This window comes from Reyranella sp., from assembly GCF_044224635.1.
In the GTDB taxonomy this organism is placed as follows: domain Bacteria; phylum Pseudomonadota; class Alphaproteobacteria; order Reyranellales; family Reyranellaceae; genus Reyranella.
The window spans coordinates 46,142-67,470 of the sequence record NZ_JBGAKA010000007.1 but is presented as its reverse complement, the minus strand read 5'-3'; the positions used below and the strand labels follow the sequence as shown (position 1 = coordinate 67,470).

The 21,329-nt window shown below is 65.8% G+C and carries 19 protein-coding genes; 10 read left to right on the top strand and 9 right to left on the bottom strand.

Annotated elements, in window-relative coordinates:
* Positions 1 to 38: 38 nt before the first annotated feature.
* Positions 39 to 266: a hypothetical protein gene (locus tag ACILR9_RS08870; RefSeq protein ID WP_395709548.1), complete on the top strand. Its 228-nt coding sequence runs from the start codon at positions 39 to 41 to the stop codon at positions 264 to 266.
* A 275-nt stretch (positions 267 to 541) separates the two neighbouring features.
* Here ACILR9_RS08870 and ACILR9_RS08865 read toward each other — a convergent pair whose 3' ends face one another.
* Positions 542 to 1,729: an MFS transporter gene (locus tag ACILR9_RS08865; protein WP_395709547.1), complete on the bottom strand. Its 1,188-nt coding sequence runs from the start codon at positions 1,727 to 1,729 to the stop codon at positions 542 to 544.
* Between the two features lie 187 nt (positions 1,730 to 1,916).
* Between ACILR9_RS08865 and ACILR9_RS08860 the strand changes: the two genes are divergently transcribed.
* The 6 genes from ACILR9_RS08860 (at position 1,917) to ACILR9_RS08835 (ending at position 10,222) form a co-directional block, all read left to right on the top strand.
* Positions 1,917 to 2,702 carry an AraC family transcriptional regulator gene (locus ACILR9_RS08860; protein WP_395709546.1) on the top strand — a complete coding sequence of 262 codons (786 nt, stop codon included), beginning with the start codon at positions 1,917 to 1,919 and terminating at the stop codon, positions 2,700 to 2,702.
* 156 nt (positions 2,703 to 2,858) lie between these two features.
* Entirely contained in the window at positions 2,859 to 4,670 is a 1,812-nt protein-coding gene (locus ACILR9_RS08855; protein WP_395709545.1) for an FAD-dependent oxidoreductase, read from the top strand.
* A gap of 145 nt (positions 4,671 to 4,815) precedes the next feature.
* Complete coding sequence (locus tag ACILR9_RS08850) at positions 4,816 to 6,663, top strand: 2-oxoacid:acceptor oxidoreductase subunit alpha (protein WP_395709544.1); 1,848 nt, start codon at positions 4,816 to 4,818, stop codon at positions 6,661 to 6,663.
* On the top strand, positions 6,660 to 7,715 hold the full coding sequence (locus tag ACILR9_RS08845) for a 2-oxoacid:ferredoxin oxidoreductase subunit beta (protein WP_395709543.1): 1,056 nt from the start codon (positions 6,660 to 6,662) through the stop codon (positions 7,713 to 7,715). Before ACILR9_RS08850 ends, ACILR9_RS08845 begins: the two co-directional genes overlap by 4 nt.
* Positions 7,716 to 7,846: 131 nt before the next feature.
* Positions 7,847 to 9,199, top strand: a complete 1,353-nt coding sequence (locus tag ACILR9_RS08840; protein WP_395709542.1) for a nucleotide sugar dehydrogenase — start codon at positions 7,847 to 7,849, stop codon at positions 9,197 to 9,199.
* A gap of 18 nt (positions 9,200 to 9,217) precedes the next feature.
* Positions 9,218 to 10,222, top strand: a complete 1,005-nt coding sequence (locus ACILR9_RS08835) for an NAD-dependent epimerase/dehydratase family protein (RefSeq protein ID WP_395709541.1) — start codon at positions 9,218 to 9,220, stop codon at positions 10,220 to 10,222.
* Positions 10,223 to 10,366: 144 nt separating this feature from the next.
* On the opposite strand, the gene ACILR9_RS08830 is transcribed toward ACILR9_RS08835, so the two are convergent.
* Complete coding sequence (locus tag ACILR9_RS08830; protein ID WP_395709540.1) at positions 10,367 to 10,852, bottom strand: cupin domain-containing protein; 486 nt, start codon at positions 10,850 to 10,852, stop codon at positions 10,367 to 10,369.
* Entirely contained in the window at positions 10,849 to 11,487 is a 639-nt protein-coding gene (locus ACILR9_RS08825) for a helix-turn-helix domain-containing protein (protein ID WP_395709539.1), read from the bottom strand. Before ACILR9_RS08825 ends, ACILR9_RS08830 begins: the two co-directional genes overlap by 4 nt.
* Before the next feature lie 110 nt (positions 11,488 to 11,597).
* Here ACILR9_RS08825 and ACILR9_RS08820 point away from each other — a divergent pair, with 110 nt between their 5' ends.
* Positions 11,598 to 12,041 carry a cupin domain-containing protein gene (locus ACILR9_RS08820; RefSeq protein ID WP_395709538.1) on the top strand — a complete coding sequence of 148 codons (444 nt, stop codon included), beginning with the start codon at positions 11,598 to 11,600 and terminating at the stop codon, positions 12,039 to 12,041.
* Positions 12,042 to 12,213: 172 nt separating this feature from the next.
* Positions 12,214 to 12,393 (top strand): hypothetical protein, encoded by a 180-nt coding sequence (locus ACILR9_RS08815; protein ID WP_395709537.1) that lies wholly within the window; start codon positions 12,214 to 12,216, stop codon positions 12,391 to 12,393.
* Position 12,394: 1 nt separating this feature from the next.
* Here ACILR9_RS08815 and ACILR9_RS08810 read toward each other — a convergent pair whose 3' ends face one another.
* Positions 12,395 to 14,125, bottom strand: a complete 1,731-nt coding sequence (locus ACILR9_RS08810) for an ABC transporter ATP-binding protein/permease (RefSeq protein WP_395709536.1) — start codon at positions 14,123 to 14,125, stop codon at positions 12,395 to 12,397.
* Between the two features lie 87 nt (positions 14,126 to 14,212).
* On the opposite strand from ACILR9_RS08810, the gene ACILR9_RS08805 reads away from it, so the two are divergent.
* The gene (locus ACILR9_RS08805) at positions 14,213 to 15,508 is read left to right on the top strand and encodes an RsmB/NOP family class I SAM-dependent RNA methyltransferase (protein WP_395709535.1); all 1,296 of its coding nucleotides are present in this window, start codon (positions 14,213 to 14,215) and stop codon (positions 15,506 to 15,508) included.
* 152 nt (positions 15,509 to 15,660) lie between these two features.
* Here ACILR9_RS08805 and ACILR9_RS08800 read toward each other — a convergent pair whose 3' ends face one another.
* The 5 genes from ACILR9_RS08800 to ACILR9_RS08780 form a co-directional block, all read right to left on the bottom strand.
* Positions 15,661 to 17,202 carry an amidohydrolase family protein gene (locus tag ACILR9_RS08800; RefSeq protein ID WP_395709534.1) on the bottom strand — a complete coding sequence of 514 codons (1,542 nt, stop codon included), beginning with the start codon at positions 17,200 to 17,202 and terminating at the stop codon, positions 15,661 to 15,663.
* Positions 17,203 to 17,240: 38 nt separating this feature from the next.
* Positions 17,241 to 18,065 carry an ABC transporter ATP-binding protein gene (locus tag ACILR9_RS08795; RefSeq protein WP_395709533.1) on the bottom strand — a complete coding sequence of 275 codons (825 nt, stop codon included), beginning with the start codon at positions 18,063 to 18,065 and terminating at the stop codon, positions 17,241 to 17,243.
* Positions 18,055 to 18,987 carry an ABC transporter permease gene (locus ACILR9_RS08790; RefSeq protein ID WP_395709532.1) on the bottom strand — a complete coding sequence of 311 codons (933 nt, stop codon included), beginning with the start codon at positions 18,985 to 18,987 and terminating at the stop codon, positions 18,055 to 18,057. The genes ACILR9_RS08795 and ACILR9_RS08790 overlap by 11 nt, the downstream gene beginning before the upstream one ends.
* On the bottom strand, positions 18,987 to 20,063 hold the full coding sequence (locus ACILR9_RS08785; RefSeq protein ID WP_395709531.1) for an ABC transporter substrate-binding protein: 1,077 nt from the start codon (positions 20,061 to 20,063) through the stop codon (positions 18,987 to 18,989). The genes ACILR9_RS08790 and ACILR9_RS08785 overlap by 1 nt, the downstream gene beginning before the upstream one ends.
* Before the next feature lie 304 nt (positions 20,064 to 20,367).
* Positions 20,368 to 21,282: a DMT family transporter gene (locus ACILR9_RS08780; RefSeq protein WP_395709530.1), complete on the bottom strand. Its 915-nt coding sequence runs from the start codon at positions 21,280 to 21,282 to the stop codon at positions 20,368 to 20,370.
* Between the last annotated feature and the right edge of the window lie 47 nt (positions 21,283 to 21,329).

The window sequence follows — 21,329 nt, the reverse complement described above, 5'->3', positions numbered from 1 at the left end:
GGCTTTTTTGTTTTCTGCGCCTGAACCGAGAGTGAGTCATGAACCGCGACACTTCCAAGGTCTCCCCCTTTGCCCCCCAACAGCTTGCCGACATGCCGCCGCTCGAGGGCGTTCGCTTCGCCGCCTGCGAAGCCGGCATTCGCTACAAGAACCGCGACGATCTGATGGTCGCCGTGCTCGAGCCGGGTACCGTCGCTGCGGGCGTGCTGACGCGATCCAAGACGTGCTCGGCGCCTGTGCTGTGGTGCCCGGAGAGCCTGCAGTGACGCAGGACTAATTCCTGATCAACGCCGACTATCGAAGCTGATCGACGCGCACGACCGGAGCTGAGTCCGGCTATCCCCGCTCCCCAGGGCACTTGCATATGGAAAAATTCCCGTCAGCCCGACCGGAGCCGCGCGTAGCGCGGCGTAGTGGAGGAACCTTTCTTGTTGCAGCTTCAGCAAGAAGGGTCCCTCGACTGCGCCACCCTTCGGGGGCTCCGCTCGGGACGACGGAATCTTTGTCCATATGCGAATCCTTCGCGCTGCACCCGCCGCGCCTACTCGGCCGGCTTGAGCGCCGCCTGGCTCATGTCGCGCTCGCCGGGCAGCATCGAGATCGCGCAGAAGCCCAGGAACGCGACGCCGGCCAGCACCATCAGCAGGACGGGAAAGCCCGCCGCCTTCACCGTCGGACCGATCAGGGCGACGACGATCGAGCTGACACCGAAGCCGATCGCCAGCCGCGCCCCGGTCACCCGGCTGCGCATGCGATCGTCGATGTACTTCACGATCATGGCGTCGGTGAACGGGATGGCGCCGAACACCAGCAGCATGAAGCCGATGGCGGTGATGAACAGGCCCCAATCCTCAACCTGCGAGGCGATCAGGAACAACGGCACCTGCAGGAACAGGATGGGCAGGTAGACCGACTTCAGCGGGAAGCGGTCGATCAGCTTGCCGACCACGAGCTGGGCCAGCGAGGCCAGCGAGAAGATCACGAACAGCATGATGGCGAGCTCGGCTGGATCCTCGACCGCGCCCTTGACGCGCTCGCGCAGCAGCTCGCCGTTCCCGTTGGTGGTGAAGTTGAAGATGATGCTGCCGGTCACCGCGGTGAAGGTCATGATGGCGAATATGCGCGCCAGCACCGAGGGCGGCAGGTCGTTCATCTTGGGCTTGCGCTTGGCCGGGGCCTCCTCCTCGCGTGGCACCAGGATGACGAAAGCGACGGCGCACACCAGGCAGATCACGCCCGGCAGGATGAAGGCCATCTGCCAGCCGAAGCGCTGGGCGATGTAGACCGACAGGCCGGCGGCGATGGCGATGCCCATGTTGCCCGCCAATCCGTTGACGCCGATCGTGAAGCCGGGGTTGCGCGCTTTTTGCACCAGCATCGGGATGCCGACCGGATGGTAGATCGAGGCGAACGCCCCCATCAGCGTCAGCGCCACGCCGATCTGCCACTTGTTGGTGCACAGCGCGATGATCAGAGACGACACGCCCATGCCGACGAAGAAGATGACCATCATGATCCAGCGACCCCAATGGTCGCCCAGCCGGCCACTCACGATCGAGCCGGCGCCGAACATGAACAGCGCGCCGTAGTTGAACGGCGTTAGCTCCGTCCATTCGACGCCCCAGACCCCGGCGATGACGCCCCAGCTGTAGGCGAAGACCACCAGGATCCAATGATCCATGGCATGGCCGATGTTGAGCAGGATCGCGGTGGGACTGGAGTGATTCATGCGACGCGCACCCGGATTCCAAGGACCTAGTCTTGTGCCGGGAGCGCGCCACTCCGTGGCGCTCATATTCTCCTCCCCAACGTCGTTGGGGACGAACGTAAGAACGCCACTGGGTGGCGCGGTCCCGGCGGAAGGCATCACCATATTTGGCTGCGAGCCTGTCTGTCTTGCGCTAAACTGACAACATATGTCTCAGAACGGACAAAGATCGACCAATCCGGCCGACTATCAGCAGGTGCCGCGCGCCGTTGCGGCGATGCCCAAGGACTTTGCCGCCGACTTCGTCATCGAACCGCACATCCACGCGCGCGCGCAGCTGATCTACGCCACCGCCGGCACGATGCGGGTCTCGACCGGCGAGGCCATGTGGATGGTACCGCCGCAGCGTGCCGTATGGATGCCAGCAGGCATCGAGCACGGTATCGAGATGCTCGACCGGGTGACCATGCGCACGCTGTACCTGCGCGATGATGTCGCTGCGGGCATGCCCTCAGCCTGTCGCGTGCTACCGGTGTCGCCCCTTCTGCGCGAGCTGATCGTGCGGGCGACGGAGTTGCCCCTGCAGTACGACGAGAGCGGACCGGCCGGGCACGTGGTCGCGTTGATCGTGGCAGAGTTGCACGGCGTGCAGGCCCTGAAGCTCGACCTGCCGATGCCGACCGACCGCCGCCTCAGGAGCCTGTGCAACGCCCTGCTGGCCGAGCCCGGCGATCGCCGCGGGCTCGAGGCGTGGGCGGCAACCGTCAATGCCAGCGCGCGGACCGTGGCCCGGCTGTTTCGCCGCGAAACCGGTTTCAGCTTTGCAGCGTGGCGCCAACAGGCGCGTTTACTGGAGGCGATGGGGCGGCTGGGCAGCGGCCATCCGGTTACCCGGGTGGCGATGGATCTGGGCTATGACAGCGTCAGCGCCTTCAGCGCCATGTTCCGCCGCGCCGCCGGCGCCTCGCCCAGCGACTACTGGCCGCGATCATGACAAAGCCCTTAGAGTCGTGGGGATTTATCCCGTAACTGCAACCAGTTAGGTCACAGAGTTCTTGACGTCCCCAATGCAAATCTTCTGAATGCGCGACCCTTTTGCGTTATCCTGAACTGTCATTCATCGGGCCGCTACCGGCGCCTGGAGTTCCTGTTGAAGCCGACCGACATCAAGACCCCGGACTATTTCCACAAGGTGGTCGATTGCCAGTGGGCCTGTCCCGCTCATACCCCCGTCCCCGAGTACATCCGGCTGATCGCCCACGGGCGCTACTCCGACGCCTACATGATCAACTGGAAGTCCAACGTCTTCCCGGGGATCCTGGGGCGGACGTGCGACCGTCCGTGCGAGCCGGCATGCCGGCGCAGCCGCGTCGAGGACGAGACTCTCGTCAAGGGCAAGAAGGAGCCGGTGGCGATCTGCCGGCTGAAACGCGTCGCCGCCGATTACAAGGACGACGACATCGCGGTCCGCATGCCCAAGGCGCCGACGAAGAACGGAAAGCGCATTGCCTGCATCGGCGGCGGTCCGGCCTCGCTCACGGTGGCGCGCGACCTCGCCGTGCTGGGCTACGAGATCGTGATCTACGACCAGGATCCAAAGCTCGGCGGCTTCATCCGCACCCAGATCCCACATTTCCGCCTGCCCGAGTCGGTGATCGACGAGGAAGTCGGCTTCATCACCGACATCGGCAACATCGAGTTTCGCCATCAGCGCATCGACTCGATGAAGGCCGTGCTGGCCGAGAAGTACGACGCCTTATTCGTGGGCTGCGGCGCGCCGCGCGGCCGCGAGCTCGACGTGCCGGGACGCCAGGAAGCGGCTGCCAACATCCATATCGGCATCGACTGGCTGTCCTCGGTCTCGTTCGGCCACACGACCTCGGTCGGCAAGCGCGTCATCGTGCTGGGCGGCGGCAACACCGCCATGGATTGCTGCCGCACCGCGCGCCGCCTCGGCGGCGAGGACGTCAAGGTGATCGTCCGCTCCGGCTTCGAGGAGATGAAGGCCTCGCCATGGGAGAAGGAAGATGCGATGGGCGAGGACATCCCCATCCTGAACTTCCTCGTCCCCAAGGAAGTGACCCACGAGGGCGGCAAGATCACCGGCGTGCTGTTCGAGAAGGTGCGCGCCGAGTACGACGCCAAGGGCCGCCGCAGCCTGGTGCCGTCGGGCGAGCCCGACCAGCATTTCGCATGCGACGACGTCCTGGTGGCGATCGGCCAGGAGAACGCCTTCCCGTGGATCGAGAAGGATGCCGGCATCGAGTTCGACAAGTGGGGCCTGCCCAAGCTCAACGAGGCGACCTTCCAGAGCACGCAGCCCAAGGTGTTCTTCGGCGGCGACGCCGCGTTCGGCCCCAAGAACATCATCTGGGCGGCCGCGCATGGCCACGATGCCGCGATCTCCATCCACAAGATGCTGATCGGCGAGAACATCGAGGAGCGCCCGGCGCCGGGCGTCAACATCGTCAGCCAGAAGATGGGCATCCACGAGTGGAGCTACGACAACGACCCCACGGTCGATAAGCGCTTCAAGGTTCCGCATCGCGCCAAGGTCGAGGCGCTGAAGGACATCATGGCGGAAGTCGAGCTCGGTTTCGATCCCAAGCTCGCCTACAAGGAAGCGCAGCGCTGCCTCAACTGCGACGTCCAGACGGTGTTCACCGGCTCGCTGTGCATCGAGTGCGACGCCTGCGTCGACATCTGCCCGATGGATTGCATCACCTTCACCGACAATGGCGAGGAGAAAGACGTGCGGCTGCGCCTCAACGCGCCGGCCGTCAATGTCGGGCAGGACCTCTATATCGGCAACGACCTCAAGACCGGCCGCATCATGGTCAAGGACGAGGACGTCTGCCTGCATTGCGGGCTGTGCGCCGAGCGCTGCCCGACCGGCGCGTGGGACATGCGCAAGTACTACATGGAAATGACACACGCGGAGCACGCATGCCGCAAGCACTGAATCCCTTCCTCCCCAGCTGCGCTGGGGAGGTGTCGGCGTCTTACGCCGACGGAGGGGCCATGAGCGTCCTCACTGACGCCTTTGACCCCTCCGCCCGCTACGCGGGCACCTCCCGTTCGCGGAGTCCGCGAAGGGGAGAAAACACATGAGCAAGTCCTCCATCGCCGCGATCAACGATTTCGTCGTCAAGTTCGCCAACGTCAACGGCTCCGGCTCGGCCAGCGCCAACGAGCTGTTCGCGCGCTCGATTCTGCGCATGGGCGTGCCCGTCAGCCCGCGCAACATCTTCCCGTCCAACATCCAGGGCCTGCCGACCTGGTACGAGGTGCGGGTCACCGAACGCGGCTGGCTCGGCCGGCGCGGCGGTGTCGACCTGATGGTCGCCATGAACCCGCAGACCTGGGCGCAGGACGTCAAGGAGATCGCGCCGGGCGGCTACCTGTTCTACGACAGCACCAAGCCGATGCCGGCATCGATGTTCCGCGAGGACATCAACATCATCGGCGTGCCGCTGACGGCGATCACCAACGCGACGTACACCGACGCCCGCCAGCGCCAGCTGTTCAAGAACATCATTTATGTCGGCGCGCTGTCGGTGCTGCTCAACATCGATGACAACGAGATCAAGCGGCTGTTCGGCGAGCAGTTCAAGGGCAAGGAGAAGCTGCTCGATTCCAACGTCAAGGCGCTCAATCTCGGCCGCGACTGGGTGACCCAGCATATCGATCCCGACAGCGTGAAGCTCAAGGTCCGCAAGGCCGACAATGTCGGCGACAAGATCTTCGTCGAGGGCAACAACGCCGCCGCCTTGGGGGCCGTCTATGGCGGCGCCACGGTGTGCGCCTGGTACCCGATCACGCCCTCCTCCTCACTCGCCGAGGCCTTCCAGGCCCATTGCAAGCGGCTGCGCCACGACAAGGAGACCGGCAAGGCCAAGTACGCCATCGTCCAGGCCGAGGACGAGCTCGCCTCGATTGGCATGGTGATCGGCGCGGCCTGGAACGGCGCGCGCGCCTTCACCAGCACGTCGGGCCCGGGCATCTCCCTGATGACCGAGTTCATCGGCCTCGCCTCGTTTGCCGAGGTGCCGGCGGTGATCGTGAACGTGCAGCGCGGCGGGCCGTCGACCGGCATGCCGACGCGCACGCAGCAATCCGACCTGCTGAGCTGCGCCTACGCCTCCAACGGCGACACCAAGCACGTCCTGCTGTTCCCCGAGGACCCCAAGGAGTGCTTCGACTTCACCGCCGACGCGCTCGATCTCGCCGACCGGCTGCAGACCCCGGTGTTCGTCATGACCGATCTCGATATCGGCATGAACCATCGCCTGTGCGCGCCCTTCCAGTGGGACGAGACGCGCTCGCTCGACCGCGGCAAGGTGATGACCGCCGAGGAGCTCGAGGCCGGCAAGAATTTTGGCCGCTATCTCGACGTCGACGGCGACGGCATCCCCTATCGCACCTACCCCGGCACGCATCCGACCAAGGGCTCGTACTTCACGCGCGGCACGACCAAGGACGAGTATGCGCGCTATTCCGAGGAAGGCCCGGTCTATGTGCGCAACATGGAGCGGCTGCAAAAGAAGTTCGACACGGCGCGCAAGATCGCGCCGCAACCCTTGCGCTACTCCTCGCCCAAATCGACGCGCTACGGCGTGATCTATTTCGGCTCGACCAGCCCGGCGATGGCCGAGGCGCTCGACCATCTCGAGGAGGGCGGCGATCACGTCAACGCGTTGCGCGTGCGCGCCTTCCCGTTCGCCCAGTCGGTCGAGGATTTCATCCACGAGCACGACAAGGTGTTCGTGGTCGAGCAGAACCGTGACGGCCAGCTGCGCTCCATGATCATGAACGAGTTCACGCTCGACGCGCGCAAGCTGGTTCCCGTCCTGCACTATGACGGCACGCCGATCACGGCGCGCTTCATCGCGGCCGACATCGCCAAGAAGCTCGGCCAGCTCAAGGTTGTTCCGTTCGAGAAGGCGGCGTCATGACCTATATCGCCAAGCCCAAGCTGCACCATCCCTCGCTGGTCAAGAACAAGGCCGGCTACACGCGGCGCGACTACGAGGGCGCCGTGTCGACCCTGTGCGCCGGCTGCGGGCACGATTCGATCAGCGCCGCCATCATCCAGGCCTGCTATGAGCTCGACATCCTGCCGCACCAGGTGGCGAAGCTCAGCGGCATCGGCTGCTCGTCCAAGGCGCCGACCTACTTCGTCGGCGCCAGCCACGGCTTCAACACCGTGCACGGGCGCATGCCGTCGGTGATGACCGGCGCCAACCTGGCCAACCGCGACCTGATCTACATGGGCGTGTCGGGCGACGGTGATTCGGCGTCGATCGGGCTGGGCCAGTTCGCCCACATCATGCGCCGCGGCGTCAACATGACCTACATCGTCATGAACAACGGCGTCTACGGCCTGACCAAGGGCCAGTTCTCGGCGACCGCCGACAAGGGCTCGATCAGCAAGAAGGGCGTCGCCAATTCCGACGAATCGATCGACCTGGTCTCGCTCGCCATCCTGATGGGCGCCAGCTTCGTCGGCCGCTCGTTCTCGGGCGACAAGCACCAGCTGGTGCCGCTGATCAAGGCCGCCATGGCGCACGGCGGCGCGGCCTTCCTCGACGTCATCAGCCCGTGCGTGGCCTTCAACAACCACGCCGGCTCGACCAAGAGCTACGAATACGTACGCGAGCACAACGAAGCGCTGAACCGCCTCGACTTCATCGAGGGCCGCGAGGAGATCACCACGCAGTACGATCCCGGCACGGTGACCACGGTGCAGCAGCACGACGGCTCGTTCCTGCGTCTGCGCAAGCTCGGCGAGGACTACGACCCGTCCGACAAGATCGCCGCCATGAAGCGCGTCCAGGAAGGGCTGGCGGCGGGCGAGGTTGTGACCGGCCTGCTCTACGTCGACCCGACCCCGCGTGATCTGCACCACCATCTGAACACGGTGCCCCAGCCGCTCAACACGCTGCAAACGGCCGACCTCTGCCCCGGCCCAGCCGCGCTCGAGCGCATCAACGCCAGCCTGCGCTGAGACTCATGCACCTCCCCAGCGAAGCTGGGGAGGAGATTGAGGGTGCGCATCCCTCTCTTTGACAGCGAGAATCGCTCCCCCTACAAGCGGCCGAGGGGTCAGGCCGCGGGTGGCGGCGTGCGGGGGCAAGGATGGATGACGGGCGAAAGCCGGGATCGCCGGTAGCGAGCCTGATCGAGCGCTTCAAGGCGCACCAGGCGACCATCGGCGTGATCGGCCTCGGCTATGTCGGCCTGCCGCTCGGTTGCACGATGGGCCGCAAGCGCTTCAACGTCCTGGGCTTCGACATCGACCCGGCCAAGGTCGAGCAGATCAATACCGGCAGGTCCTACCTCAGCCATATCGACGCCCAAGAGATCGCCGGGTTGCGCGGCTCCGGCCATCTCACTGCGACAACCGATTTCCGCCGTCTCGCCGAGTGCGACGCCATCATCCTGTGCGTGCCGACGCCGCTCACCCGGCAGCGCGAACCGGACCTCACCTTCGTGATCAGGACGGCCGAATCGATCCTGTCCCATTTGCGGCGGGGCCAGCTCGTGGTCCTCGAATCGACGACCTATCCGGGCACCACGCGCGATGTCATGCGGCCGATCCTCGAGCGCGGTGGCCTGAAGTCGGGCCGCGATTTCTTCCTCGCCTACTCGCCGGAGCGCGAAGACCCAGGCAACGCCAGCTTCTCGACCGCGACCATTCCCAAGGTGGTCGGCGGCGACGGCCCGGAGGCGCTGAGCCTTGCCTCGGCGCTCTATGGCGAGGTCGTGACGCACACCGTCCCGGTCTCCTCGCTGGAGGCCGCCGAGGCGGTCAAGCTTACCGAGAACATCTTCCGATCCGTCAACATCGCCCTGGTGAACGAGCTCAAGGTCGTGTTCGAGGCGATGGATATCGACGTCTGGGAAGTGATCGAAGCGGCCAAGAGCAAGCCGTTCGGTTACATGCCGTTCTATCCCGGTCCGGGCCTCGGCGGTCACTGCATCCCCATCGACCCCTTCTATCTCACCTGGAAGGCGCGCGAATTCGACGTCGCGACCCGCTTCGTCGAGCTGGCGGGCGAGATCAACACGGCGATGCCGATGCGCGTCGTCGCACGCGCCCTCGAGGCGCTGAACGAGCGCGCCGGCCGCGCGGCCAAGGGCTCCCGCATGCTGATCCTGGGCGTCGCGTACAAGAAGAACGTCGACGACACGCGCGAGAGTCCTGCCTTCAGGATCATGGAGCTCCTGGAGAAGCGCGGCGCCGAGGTCGAGTTCCACGATCCCATGGTCGCCGAGATCCCGATGACGCGCGAGCACCCCGAGTTCGCCGGCCGGCGCTCCGTGCCGCTGACCAAGGACGTCGTGGCGGGTTTCGATGCGGCGATCATCTGCACCGATCACGATGCCGTCGACTATGCGAACCTCGTCGCCTGGTCGCGCCTGGTCATCGACACCCGCAACGTCTGCGCCCGCATGGGCGCCACGGCCGGGCATGTCGTCAAGGCCTAGCCGCGCGGAACGCTGACCATGCGCTGCCTGGTGACCGGCACTGCAGGCTTCGTCGGGTTCCACCTCGCCCGTCGGTTGCTCGACGCGGGCCACCAGGTCACCGGCATCGACGGTCTGACGCCGTACTACGATCCCAAGCTCAAGCAGGCCCGCCACGCCGAGCTCGCCCGCTTCGGCTCCTTCCATCCCCACATCTGCATGCTCGAGGAGGCCGGGCGGCTCGGGGCCGTCTACGAGCAGGCGGCCGCCGACGTCGTGCTTCACCTCGCCGCCCAGGCCGGCGTGCGCTACAGCCTCGACAACCCGCGCGCCTACATCGACTCGAACATCGTCGGCAGCTTCAACCTGCTCGAGCTCTGCCGCCGCTCGCCGCCGCGCCATCTGCTGATCGCCTCGACGAGCTCGGTGTACGGCGACAGCACCGACTTTCCGCTTGCCGAGACCGGCCCGTCCGACCATCCGCTCAGCCTCTACGCCGCCTCGAAGAAGGCGGTCGAGGCGATCGCCCATTCCTATGCCCATGTATGGGACATCCCGACCACCCTGTTCCGCTTCTTCACGGTCTATGGTCCGTGGGGCCGGCCGGACATGGCCCACTTCAAGTTCGCCGAACGCATTCTCGCCGGCCGTCCGATCGACATCTACAACCACGGGCAGATGGAGCGGGATTTCACCTACATCGACGATCTCGTCGAAGCGATCGTCCGCTTGAGTGACCTCTCGCCCATCCGAGGCGGCGCAAAGGCGGCGGCGACCGATTCATCGAGCCGGTCGGCGCCCTACCGGATCGTCAACATTGGCGGCGGCCAGCCGGTGAAGCTGCTCGACTTCGTCGAGGAGATCGAACGGGCGACCGGCAGGAAGGCCATTCGCAACTATATGGACATGCAGCCCGCCGACGTGGTGCGCACCGAGGCCTCGACGGATTTCCTTGAAGCCCTGATCGACTATCGACCGACGACGCCGCTGTCGGTCGGCATCGCCGAGTTCGTCCGCTGGTATCGCGGATATTACCAAGTCTGACGATCCGCGTTTCAGGCTATTCAGCGCCCTCATGTCATCCTGAGCGCAGCGAAGGATCTCATCGCCAGAAGTTTCAGAGCACGCTCATGGTAGGCGGCGATGAGGTCCTTCGCTTCGTTCAGGACGACAGAAAAGGCGAGGAAATCACAGATCGACCCGCTCGTCGGCAACCGCCTTGCGCTCCTCCATGTCGAACCGGCCGGCATAGATCGGCCGCTCGCCGGTGGTCGGGCCGGGGTACTGGACGATCAGGATCTCGCCGCCGCTTTCGGTATGGAACTCGCCTTCGAAATGCGGATCGGGATGGAAGAGCATGGAGCCCGGCGTGCAGCGCTTGCCGCCGATGGTGAACTCGCCCTTGAGCACGTACCAGACCTGGGCGAAGCCGTGATAGTGCTCGGGATGCCAGGCGCCCGGCTCCAGCCGCAGGATGCCGGCATTGGGTTCCGTCGGGTTCTCGGGCCGCGGATGGAACAGCATCTTGCCGGTCTCGCCCGGCCAGCGGATGGTCTCCCAGTCGATCTCATCGACGTGCCGGACCTGCCAGGGCAGATGATCCTTGCGCGATGCCTCGCGCAACGTCGTGAGAGCGGCATTGGCGGTCGCGTTGTCCGGAATGTCCTTGCTCATCGCTGGGGCTCCCTGGGTTGAGCGGACGAGGCCAGGCGCCACCAGTCAGGCGCCTCGGCGGTTTCGCTGGATTTGGTCACGGCCATCAGCATGTGCGCCTTGCCGCGGCCGGCATTCTCGGCGCGATGGGGCTGCTGCGAATCGATGAAGATCGCGTCGCCGGCCTTCAGCCGGTGCTGCTCCTCGCCGACGAAGAAGCGGACCTCGCCCGACAGCACGTAGCAGTGCTCCTGGCCCGGGTGCGAGACCATCGCCTCCATGCGCGCCTTGGCCGGGAACACCAGATGAAACACCTCCAGGCGGTCGAGCGGCGCCCCGCCGCCCAGCGACCGCCAGAGATAGCCGGTCGCCGCAACCTCCTGGAACTCCGGCGCCTGGCCGCGATGGATCGAGACGCGAGTCCGCGCCGGCGTCGCGCCGCCGCCGAACAGCTCGTCGAGCCCGAGGCCGACCACGTCGGTGAGCTGCAGCAGGTTGGCGATCGAGGCGTTGCTGTGCCCGCGCTCGAGCTTCGACAGGAACCCTTCGGAGACGCCTGCCCGGGCGGCAACATCGGCCAGCGTCAACCCGGCGCCGAGGCGGGCGCTGCGCAGGCGCCGGCCGATGTCGCGGGCGGTTTGCTCGACCTTGTCCATCGCCCGATTGTGCGCCCGGACTTTCCTTTAAGGCAAGCGTTCTTTCCTTTAAAGAAAGTGCATGACGCTGGCGCGGATGGCATGATCGGAGGCGTCAGGAGGAGAACGCCATGACCGCTCAGCCGAAGAACCAGGCGACGGATAGCCATCATGCCCCGCAGTTCAAGCACCCCGATGAGATGGCTTGGGAGATGGGGCGCTTCCGCAACGCCACCAAGTTCCTGTTTCATCCGACGACAGACGATCCAACGACACCGAACGCCGGCTTCCTGCGCTACGAGCCGGGGGCCGGCTTTCCCTTCCACAAGCACGATTTTGCCCAGATCTGGTACATCATCGAGGGCGAATTCCAGATGGGCGAACGCAAGTACGGCCCGGGCACCGTGGTCTACATGGCCGATCCCCACTTCGAGAACGAGATGCGCACCGAGACCGGCGGCACCGTCCTGTTCGTGCAGTACCCGGGTCCGACCACGGGCGGCCGGCCGATCTACGACGGCCGCATGAACCTGAAGGTCGCGCCGCCCGCCGAAGAGATTGATCTCGAGCACTGAGCCAGCAGCAATACGCATGCTCGCCGCGCTTGCGCCTCAATGTGATGTATTGGGGGAACGTGCATTTGCTTGTCATCCTGAGCGCAGCGAAGGATCTCATCGCCAAAAGTGCCAGAGGGGACCTACGGCAAACGGCGATGAGATCCTTCGCTGCGCTCAGGATGACAGAAATGTGCGAACTCGCGTCAGAGAAGATTTCGCCCCGTACCTCGACGCCATCCTGGCCACCACCATCGGCATCCACGACGGCCGCCACATCCGGCTCAAGGGCCTCAGCCGCGGCGCCGAGGCCGTCGAAAGCGCCTCCCGCCGCGCACACGAGGCGCTGGCGACATTGGAGCTGCCGCGCTGACCTATGCGGGTCCCGCGGCTTTCGCCTCGAGCAGATGGCCGACCTGCCCCGGCACGCGCTGAAGCTCGACCTGGCGATCGTGCCACTGCCGCAGCGACGGGCGATGACCGATCGACACGAGGGTGGTGTTCGGCAGGCGGCGCTTCAGCTCGCCGTAGATCGCCGCCTCCGTCGGCTCGTCGAGCGAGGCCGTCGCCTCGTCGAGGAACAGCCAGTCGGGTTTGAAGACCAGGGCACGCGCGACAGCCAGGCGCTGCTGCTCGCCGCCCGACAGGACGTAGGTCCAGTGCGCCACCTCGTCCAGGCGCCCGACAAAAGGGCCGAGCCGGGCGGCTTCGAGCGCCGCAGCAATTTCGGCGTCGCTCGCCGTTGAGTTTTCGTCGGGGTATTTGATGGCATCACGCAACGTGCCAATCGGAATGTAAGGTTTCTGCGGCAGGAACAGCACGCGAGCGCCCGCCGGCACGCGAACGTGACCGGCCCCGAACGGCCAGATTCCTGCCAAGGCGCGAAACAGCGTGCTCTTGCCCGAGCCGCTGGTCCCCGTGATCAGCGTCGACCGGCCGCGTGGGAGCACAAAAGTCGTGTCGTGGAGCAGAGCCTGTCCGTTGGGCAGGCTGAGGGTCAAGCTGTCGGCCCCGACATCGGCACGCCCTTGCTCGGCGGCAACGTCGATCGCTGTGGCGGGACGATGGTCGATCGCGGCCTGGAGACCATTGAGGCGATCCATCACCGCACGCAGTTCGGCCAAGGTCGAGTAGTTGTCGATGAAGAAGGACAAGGCGGTCTGGACCTGCCCGAATGCCTGGGCCGTCTGCGTCATCACGCCAAGCGTGATCGCGCCCTCGAAGAAGCGCGGGCCGGTTACCAGGTAGGGGAAGATGATGGCGATCTGCGCATAGCCGGTCTGATAGAAGGCGAGTTGGAGACTGGTCACCAGGACTCGCCAGCCGTTCATGAACACCGCCTGGAAGCGCTCGACCAGATTGTGCTGCTCGGCCGGCTCGCCATGATAGAGGGCGATGCCCTCGGCATTCTCGCGCACGCGCACCAGAGAGAAGCGAAAGTCGGCTTCGAGCGCCTGCTGGGCGAAGTTGAGCGGGATCAGGCGGCGTCCAACCAGGTTGGCGAGATAGGTGCCGACGAACGCGTAGATCAGCGCCACCCACACCATGTAGCCGGGAACGGTCGCATCGATGCCGACGAAGGCGAGCGACAGCGAGCCCGAGAGCTGCCACAGGATGAACAGGAACGACACCAGGGTGGCGGTGGCGCCGATCACCCCCAGCAGCAGCTGCATGGTGTAGAGGCCGAGCCGGTTCAGATCCTCGGCAATCCGCTGGTCGGCATTGTCGATCTTGCGCTCGAGCTCGATGCGATAGTAGCCGCGTCCGTCGAGCCAGTGGGCGAGATAGTGGCCCGTCAGCCAGCGCCGCCAGCGCAGCCGCAGGTAGGGGCTGACCAGCCCGCGGGCGATGGCGAAGGCGATGGTGAGGGCGGCAATCCACGTGAAGTTGATCATCTCCCGCCAGAACCCGGGCTCGTCCTTGTTCTGGAAGGTGTCGAAGAAGCGCCGGCTCCATTCGTTGTAGGCGACGTCGACCGCCACCGCCGACAGCGTCAGCACGATGGCGCCGATCAGCAGCGACCAGGCGATCCAGCGTTCCTCGGATCTGAAATAGGGCCTGACCAGCCGCCACCAGTCGCCGAGATACGATCCAACTCGCTTCATGCAGGGTTCCTTTCGGCCGGCACCCTAGCCGCCCGGGCCGCCGCGGGACCATGACATTCACGACGCAGGGGGCTATAGCGCCGTCCAATGGATGCAACGCTCGTCTCCCGGCGCGTCGCGCTCGATGTGCTGGTGGCCTGCCTCGACAAGGGCCAGCCGCTGGACGATGCGCTGGCCCGCCATCCCGGCTTTCCCAGCCTCGATCCGCGCGATCGCGCCTTCGTCCGACTGCTGCTGGCCACGACGCTGCGCCGCCTGGGCGAGATCGACGCCGTGCTCGGCCACCTCGTGGAGCGCCCGCCCGAGGGCGCCAATGCGGTCGCCCGCCACGTGCTGCGGCTCGGTGCAGCCCAGCTGCTATTCCTGGGCACTCCCGCCCACGCCGCCGTCGACACCTCCGTGCGCTTGGTGGTCGACGCCGGCCGGCCACATCTCAAGGGGCTGGCCAACGCCGTTCTTCGACGGGTCTCGGGCGAAGGCCTCGCCCTGCTCGGCGATCGCGATCCGGCGCGCCTCAATGCGCCGCACTGGCTGTGGCAGAGCTGGGCCGAAAGCTACGGCGAGCCGGTCGCGCGGGCGATCGCCGCCGCTCACCTGATCGAGGCTCCGCTCGACCTGACGCCGCGCACCGATGCTGAGGGTTGGGCAGCACGCCTTGACGGCGAGTTGCTCGCCACCGGCACGATCCGCCGGCGCGGCGGCGGCGCCGTCACCGAGCTGCCGGGCTTCGCCGAAGGCGCATGGTGGGTACAGGACGCGGCCGCCACCCTGCCCGCCCGTCTCCTGGGGGAGGTCACCGGCAAGAACGTGGCCGATCTGTGTGCTGCGCCGGGCGGCAAGACCCTGCAGCTCTGCGCGCTCGGAGCCCGCGTCACCGCCGTCGACATCTCTGCCCGTCGCATGGCGCGCCTGGGCGAGAACCTGCAGCGTGCCGGCCTGTCGGCCGAGCTGGTGACAGCGGACGCCAGCAAGTGGGTCCCCGAGGCGCCGTTCGACGCCATCCTGCTCGACGCCCCCTGCTCCGGCACCGGCACGCTGCGGCGCCACCCCGACATCGCCTGGCTGAAGGACGAGGACGACGTCGCCCGCCTCACGCTGACGCAGGACAGGCTGCTGATGCATGCCACCACGAGCCTGCTCAAGCCCGGCGGCACTCTGGTCTATGCCGTATGTTCCCTGCAGGAGGACGAAGGCCCGGCGCGGGTCGAGGCCCTGCTCGCCCGCGACGCTCACCTATCACGACGCAAGGTCGTGCCGGCCGAGCTCCCCGGCCTCGCCGAGGCCGTCACGCCCGCCGGGGACGTCCGCACCCTGCCCTCGATGTGGCCCGACCGCGGCGGCCTCGACGGCTTCTACGTAGCCCGGCTGGTGAAGGCGGCGTAGCGCTCATTGGGCGCGCCCCTCCAACTCTCTTGTCGTCCTGAACGAAGTGAAGGACCTCATCGCCGACTGCCACTGGCGTACTTTGGAACTACTGGCGATGAGATCCTTCGCTGCGCTCAGGATGACAAGAGATCGAAGGGGCGCCGGTGGCCTCACACCATCGAGCTCGGCCGGTAGAACGGCTGGTGCTTCGACGTGTCGATGTAGTCGGCGTAGAACTTGCGGGCGTAGGGCAGCAGCGCCCTTGACAGGTTGCGCCGCTCGACCTCGTCGTCGGCCAGCGCCTTGTTGAGGTCGTCGTGCAGCGCCTTCAGCGCAACGGTGCGGTCGACCTTGGTGAACAGGCCGTCCTTGTAGATCACCTCGCCGTCGCACATCGTCATGGTGACCGACTGCTGCTTGGCACGCTGGATCACGGCGTCGAGCGTCGGGGTCAGCTCGTCAAGGTACGGATAGGCAATGCTGTCCCAGTCGAGCAGCACCATGTCGGCCGCCTTGCCGACCTCCAACGAGCCGATCGCCTCGCCGAAGGGAGTCGTGCGCGCCCCGCCGACCGTCGCCATGCGCAGGACCTGCGCCATGGTCGGCACGTCGGCCTCGACCATGCCGGGTACGCGATGGGCGCGCAGCACCAGCTTCAGCTCCTGCAGCATGTCGCGGTCGTCGTTGATGCCGGCTTCGTCGAGACCGATCGCGGTGTTGATGCCTTTCTTCTCGAAGAAGTTCAGCGCCGCCACGCCCGAGCGCAGGCGGAAGTTCGACGAGCAATTGTGACAGACGCAGCCCTTGGCCTCGGCCAGGCGGTCGATGTCCTTCTCGCTGAGCCACACGCCGTGGCCCAGGGTCAGGCGCTTGGTCACCAGCCCGAAGCGGTCGATGTATTCCAGCGCCGTGCAGTTGCCGCGCCGCCACGCATATTCCTTCTGGTAGGCCGTCTCGACCAGGTGCATGTGCATCGGCGCATCGAACTTCTCCGAGGCGTCGGAGAGTGCCGTCAGCGCCCTGTCGGAGCACCAGTGCAGGTTGGCGGGCGCCAGCTGGATCTTGACCCGGCGCTTGTTGTGATGCTGCGAATGGAAGCTCTTGAACATGTCCATCGCATCGCCGAGGCCCATCTTGAAGCGCTCGAACCAGCGCTTCATCGGCCCTTGAAGCTCGGCCGGCAGGCCGGCGACGAACTCCTCGTCGGCCTGGTAGACGAGCCGGTTCTGGTCGCGCACGGCGTAGCAGTAGCTGACGCGCATGCCGACATCCTCGTAGGCGCGGATGACATCGCCGGCCCGCTTCTCGACCTCGCCCAGCGTGCCCGGCATCCAGCCGTGAATGTGCTGCACCGTGGTGATGCCCGAGCCGATCATCTCGAAGGCCGAGTAGAGCGTGTCGAGATAGAGGTCGAGATTGCGGATCACCATGCGGGTGATGAACCACAGCTCCAGCGGCATGTCGGGCGAGCCGAGCTGCACCGGCGTCAGGCCGACATGGTGATGGCCATTGACGAAGCCCGGCAGCAGGATCTCCTTGCCGGTACCGATCACCGGCACGGTCGGGTGCTTTCGATGCAGGTCGTCGTAGGTGCCGACGGCGACGATGACGCCGTCCTCCTGCAGCACCGCTCCGTCCTTGATCTCGTTCCAGTCGAAACGATCCTTCACGCCGGTGATGGCGGCGCGGCTGCGCACGAGACTGGTGGCCATGGCAGGCTTCTCCTTCCGGAACTCGGGATGAATACGTATCAGATCGGGGCGGCGAGCGCTTCCTGCTCGGCGAAAGCGCGATCGACCTCGTCGCGCAGCAGCTCGGTGAGCTGAATGCGCATCGCCTCGGCCTCGCGCGAGAACAGGTTGCGTGGGCGCGGCAGGTCGATCGGGTAGATGGTCTTGATACGGCCGGGCCGCGCCGTGAACACGACGACGCGATCGGCCAGCGCCACCGCCTCGTCGATATGATGGGTGACGAACAGGACGGAGGCGCCTGAATCCCGCCACACGTCGAGCAGGAAATCCTGCATGCGCGCGCGGGTCTGCACGTCGAGGGCGGCGAACGGCTCGTCCATCAGGAGCACCTTGGGCCGCATGGCCAGGGCACGCGCCACGGCGACGCGCTGGCGCATGCCACCGGAAAGCTCGTCGGGCCGCTTGTCCATCGCGGCACTGAGGCCGACCCTCTGCAACGCCTCGGCGGCCACGGCGCGGCGCTCGGCCTGCGAGGCGCCACGGATGGCCAGACCGAAGCTCACGTTCTGCCACACGGTGAGCCAGGGAAAGAGCGAGGTTTCCTGGAAGATCAGGCTCCTTTCGGGCGATGGCTTCTCGACCTCGTCGCCGAAGAACCAGATGGCGCCGTCGGTGGCGTCCTCCAGTCCGGCGATGAGGTAGAGCAAGGTGCTCTTGCCGCAGCCTGACGGCCCCAGGAAGACGACGAACTCGCCGGGCTTGATGTCGAGATCGATGTCGCGCAGCGCCTCGTGTGCACGCTTGGTCCCGGCCGCCCAGGTCTTGCCGACACCGCGGCAGACCACGGCGTCCTTGGACGAGAAAGTGGGCGCGTCAAAGGCCACGCAGCTTCTCCTGGGTGTCGGGCAGCCAATACAGGATCCGTCGCTGGGCAAGCCGCAGCAGCCAGTCGAAGGTGAATCCCAGAATGCCGATCACGGCGATGGTGAAGAACACCAGCGACGGATTGAAGGTGTTGCGCGCCAGCATGATCACCTGGCCCATGCCGTAGCCGACGCCGGTCGATTCGGCGACCAGCACGACCATCCAGGCGCCGAACAGGTTGAGACGCAGCACGGCCAGCATGCCGGGCAGGATCGCCGGAACGATGACCCGGCCGTAGATCTGCGCTTTGCTGGCGCCCATGGTGCGGGCGACGTTGATCAGGTTGGGGCTGACGCCGTCGATCTGGTTGATGGTCGCCAGCACCATGTGGAAGAACAGCGCCACCACGACCATGAAGATCGCCGGTGCATTGCCGATGCCGAACAGGAAGATCGCCACCGGCAGCCAGGCGATCGGCGACACCGGCGACAGCAGGGTAATGGTCGGCAGCACCAGCCTGTCGAAGAAATTCCAGTAGCGGATCATGACGCCGATGCCGATCGCCAGGAACGAGGCAATCACCAGTCCGACGAAGACGCGCGCCGTCGTGGCGCCGACCGTGATCATCACCGATTCGAACGCCGTGGGGCCCTCGTTCATCGCCTGGCCGACCTGCCAGCGCGTCGCGGTGTTGAAGAACTTGCCCTGCTCGGCGAGGTTGCCCAGGAAGATATGCGGCGGCGGCAGCAGCTTGGGATCGGCCCAGCCGAACGCCCAGCACAATTCCCAGATGCCGGCAAACAGGCCGATCGACAGGCACGTCCACCACACCTTGGTCAGCCAGTCGAGGCTGATCATCGATGCCAGCGTGCGGGTTGCCGCCGCCGGGCGGGATGGTCCGGCGGCGGCGCCCGGATCGCCGTCGCGAGTGACGACAGCCATCAGGCAGACTTGAACTTGAGCTTGCCGTAGAGGTCGGGATTCTCCTTGATCACCGCCTCGAGCAGCGTCCAGTCGATCGCGTCCCGACCGGGCTTCTTCTTGATGTATCCCATCTCCATGACGCTGTCGGTGCGCTGCAGGATGAAGTCGGTCTGGCTTCGTGCATCGACCACGGCGGGCTGCTTGCCCTGGGCGATCTTGGCGTTCTCGAGCGAGGTCTTGTAGTACTTGCCGACCAGCTCCTTGAGGACCGTTTCGGTCTGGGTCTCGGCGTCGAGCTGGGCCTGCATCATGCCCTTGATGACCGCCTTCAGGCCCTCGGGATTGTCCTTCATCAGGCTGGCGCGCGCCGCCAGCACGCAATCGGTATAGCCCTTGCCATAGAGGTCAACACCGTTGGTCAGCATGACCGCGCCCTTGACGTCATTCACCAGGGCCGATGCGTACGGCTCGATGGTGCAAATCCAGTCGAGCGCGCCGGCCTTGAAGGCTTCGACCGCCTCGGGCGTGTTGCCCATGTAGCGGACTTTCACGTCCTTGAACGAGATGCCGTTCTTCTTGAGGTAGTCGTAGGGCATGACCTCGAGCGTATCGAGCTGGAACGTGCCCAGCGTCTTGCCCTTGAGCTTCTCCGGCGAGTCGAGCCCCGGACGGGCGACGATCGCGCAGCCCTCGATGCCGCCGCCGGCAACGATCTTGACCGGCGCACCGGCGTCGTAGAGCGCCATGAACGAGGTGTAGGGCATCAGGCCGATATCGACCTGCCCCATGCCGAGGAAGGTCACCTGCTCGGCGAAGGTCGGCGTGTTGATGAACACCAGCTCGGTGCCGTCCTTTTTCGCGTATTGGCGCGAATGGGCGAGGAAGATGTTGAGGTTGCAGAAGCCCGTCCCATGCGTCGACTTCACGCCGCCCGCAGCGTGCGCGGGACCAGCCAGCGCACCGCCCAGGCCCATGCTGATGGTGGTTGCGGCGGCCACCCCCTTCAGGAACCGGCGGCGCGACGGTGCCGCGGCGCCGGTGAAATCCATCTCGGAAAGCTTCGGAAAATGCGTACAGCCAATGCGATCACACATGACCTGTCCTCCTCGATCGGCGGAGAGTGTGGAGAGTTGGATTGCGGTGTGGCGGTGCTCTGCCCTGACGACTCCCTGCCGGCGATCGCAAACAATCGCCGCCATCGAAATTGTCGGCACGCCAACCGAAGAGAACCGCTGATGCGGCCTGCGCTGGTGGCAGGGTTGCAAGCACTGTGCCAGCGGGAGGGCGATCTTCTTTGATCGAGGCGCCAAGGAAGATCGTGCATCTGGCGCCAAGCGTGATCGCGGCGCGGCTGCCCAGTCATGCTGCACCGCGGTCGCCCAAATCTTGATCAGATGATCATTTCTTGATCGCGAGCCGCCGCCACCGCTGGCGTTCGGCGTGGCCGAGATAGAGGCCGGAGCAGACGATCACCGCCGCGCCGACCCAGGTCCAGAAATCTGGGATGCTGTCGAATATCAGATAACCCAGGATCGCTGCCCCGATGAGCTGCCCGTAGTTGAACGGGGCGATGGTCGCCGCCGGCGCCTGGCTGTAGGCGATGGTGACGAAGTAGTGGCCAACGCCGGCCAGGACACCGATGGCAACGAACAGCACCCAATCCCAGCCGAACGTCGGCGTTGCCCATTCGAATGGCAGCATCGGTGTCGCCACGACCGTCCCGACGATGGTCGCCATGGTTGCCGAGGCATCCGGGCGCTCGGTCTGGCCGTAGCGGCGCGAATAGAGCTGGTAGAAGGCGCTGCACAGCGTGCTGCCAACGACCAGCAGTGAATGCCATTCGAAATGGGCGTGGCCCGGCCGGACGACAATCAGGGCTCCGGCGAACCCGACAAATACGGCGATCCAGCGCGCCAACCCGACCGGCTCGCCGAGAAAGCGCGCCGACAGGGCGGTCACGACCAGCGGGCTGGTGAGCGAGATCGCCGCCGCCGTTGCCAGCGGGAGGTACACGATGCCGTGAAAATAGAGGTACGAGGAGAAGAACAGCAACAGGCCGCGCACGACCTGGCTGCCGACATTATGCCAGCGGAAAAGCGCCCGGCCGCTGCGCGGCAGGAACAGCGCCATCATGAACATGAAGGCGAACACGTAGCGCGCCCAGATCACCTGCACGACGGGGTAATGCTCGGTCAGCGTCTTGGAGATGGCATTGAGGACCGAGAAGCAGGCGACTGACAGCAGGATGGCCAGGATGGCGCGCAGAATCCGGTCCGTCGGCGGATTGGACGCCGGCGGGGCTTTGACACTCATGGCGCGGAACCTAGCGGCCCCGCGTCAGCGGACAAGCGCCCGTTGCG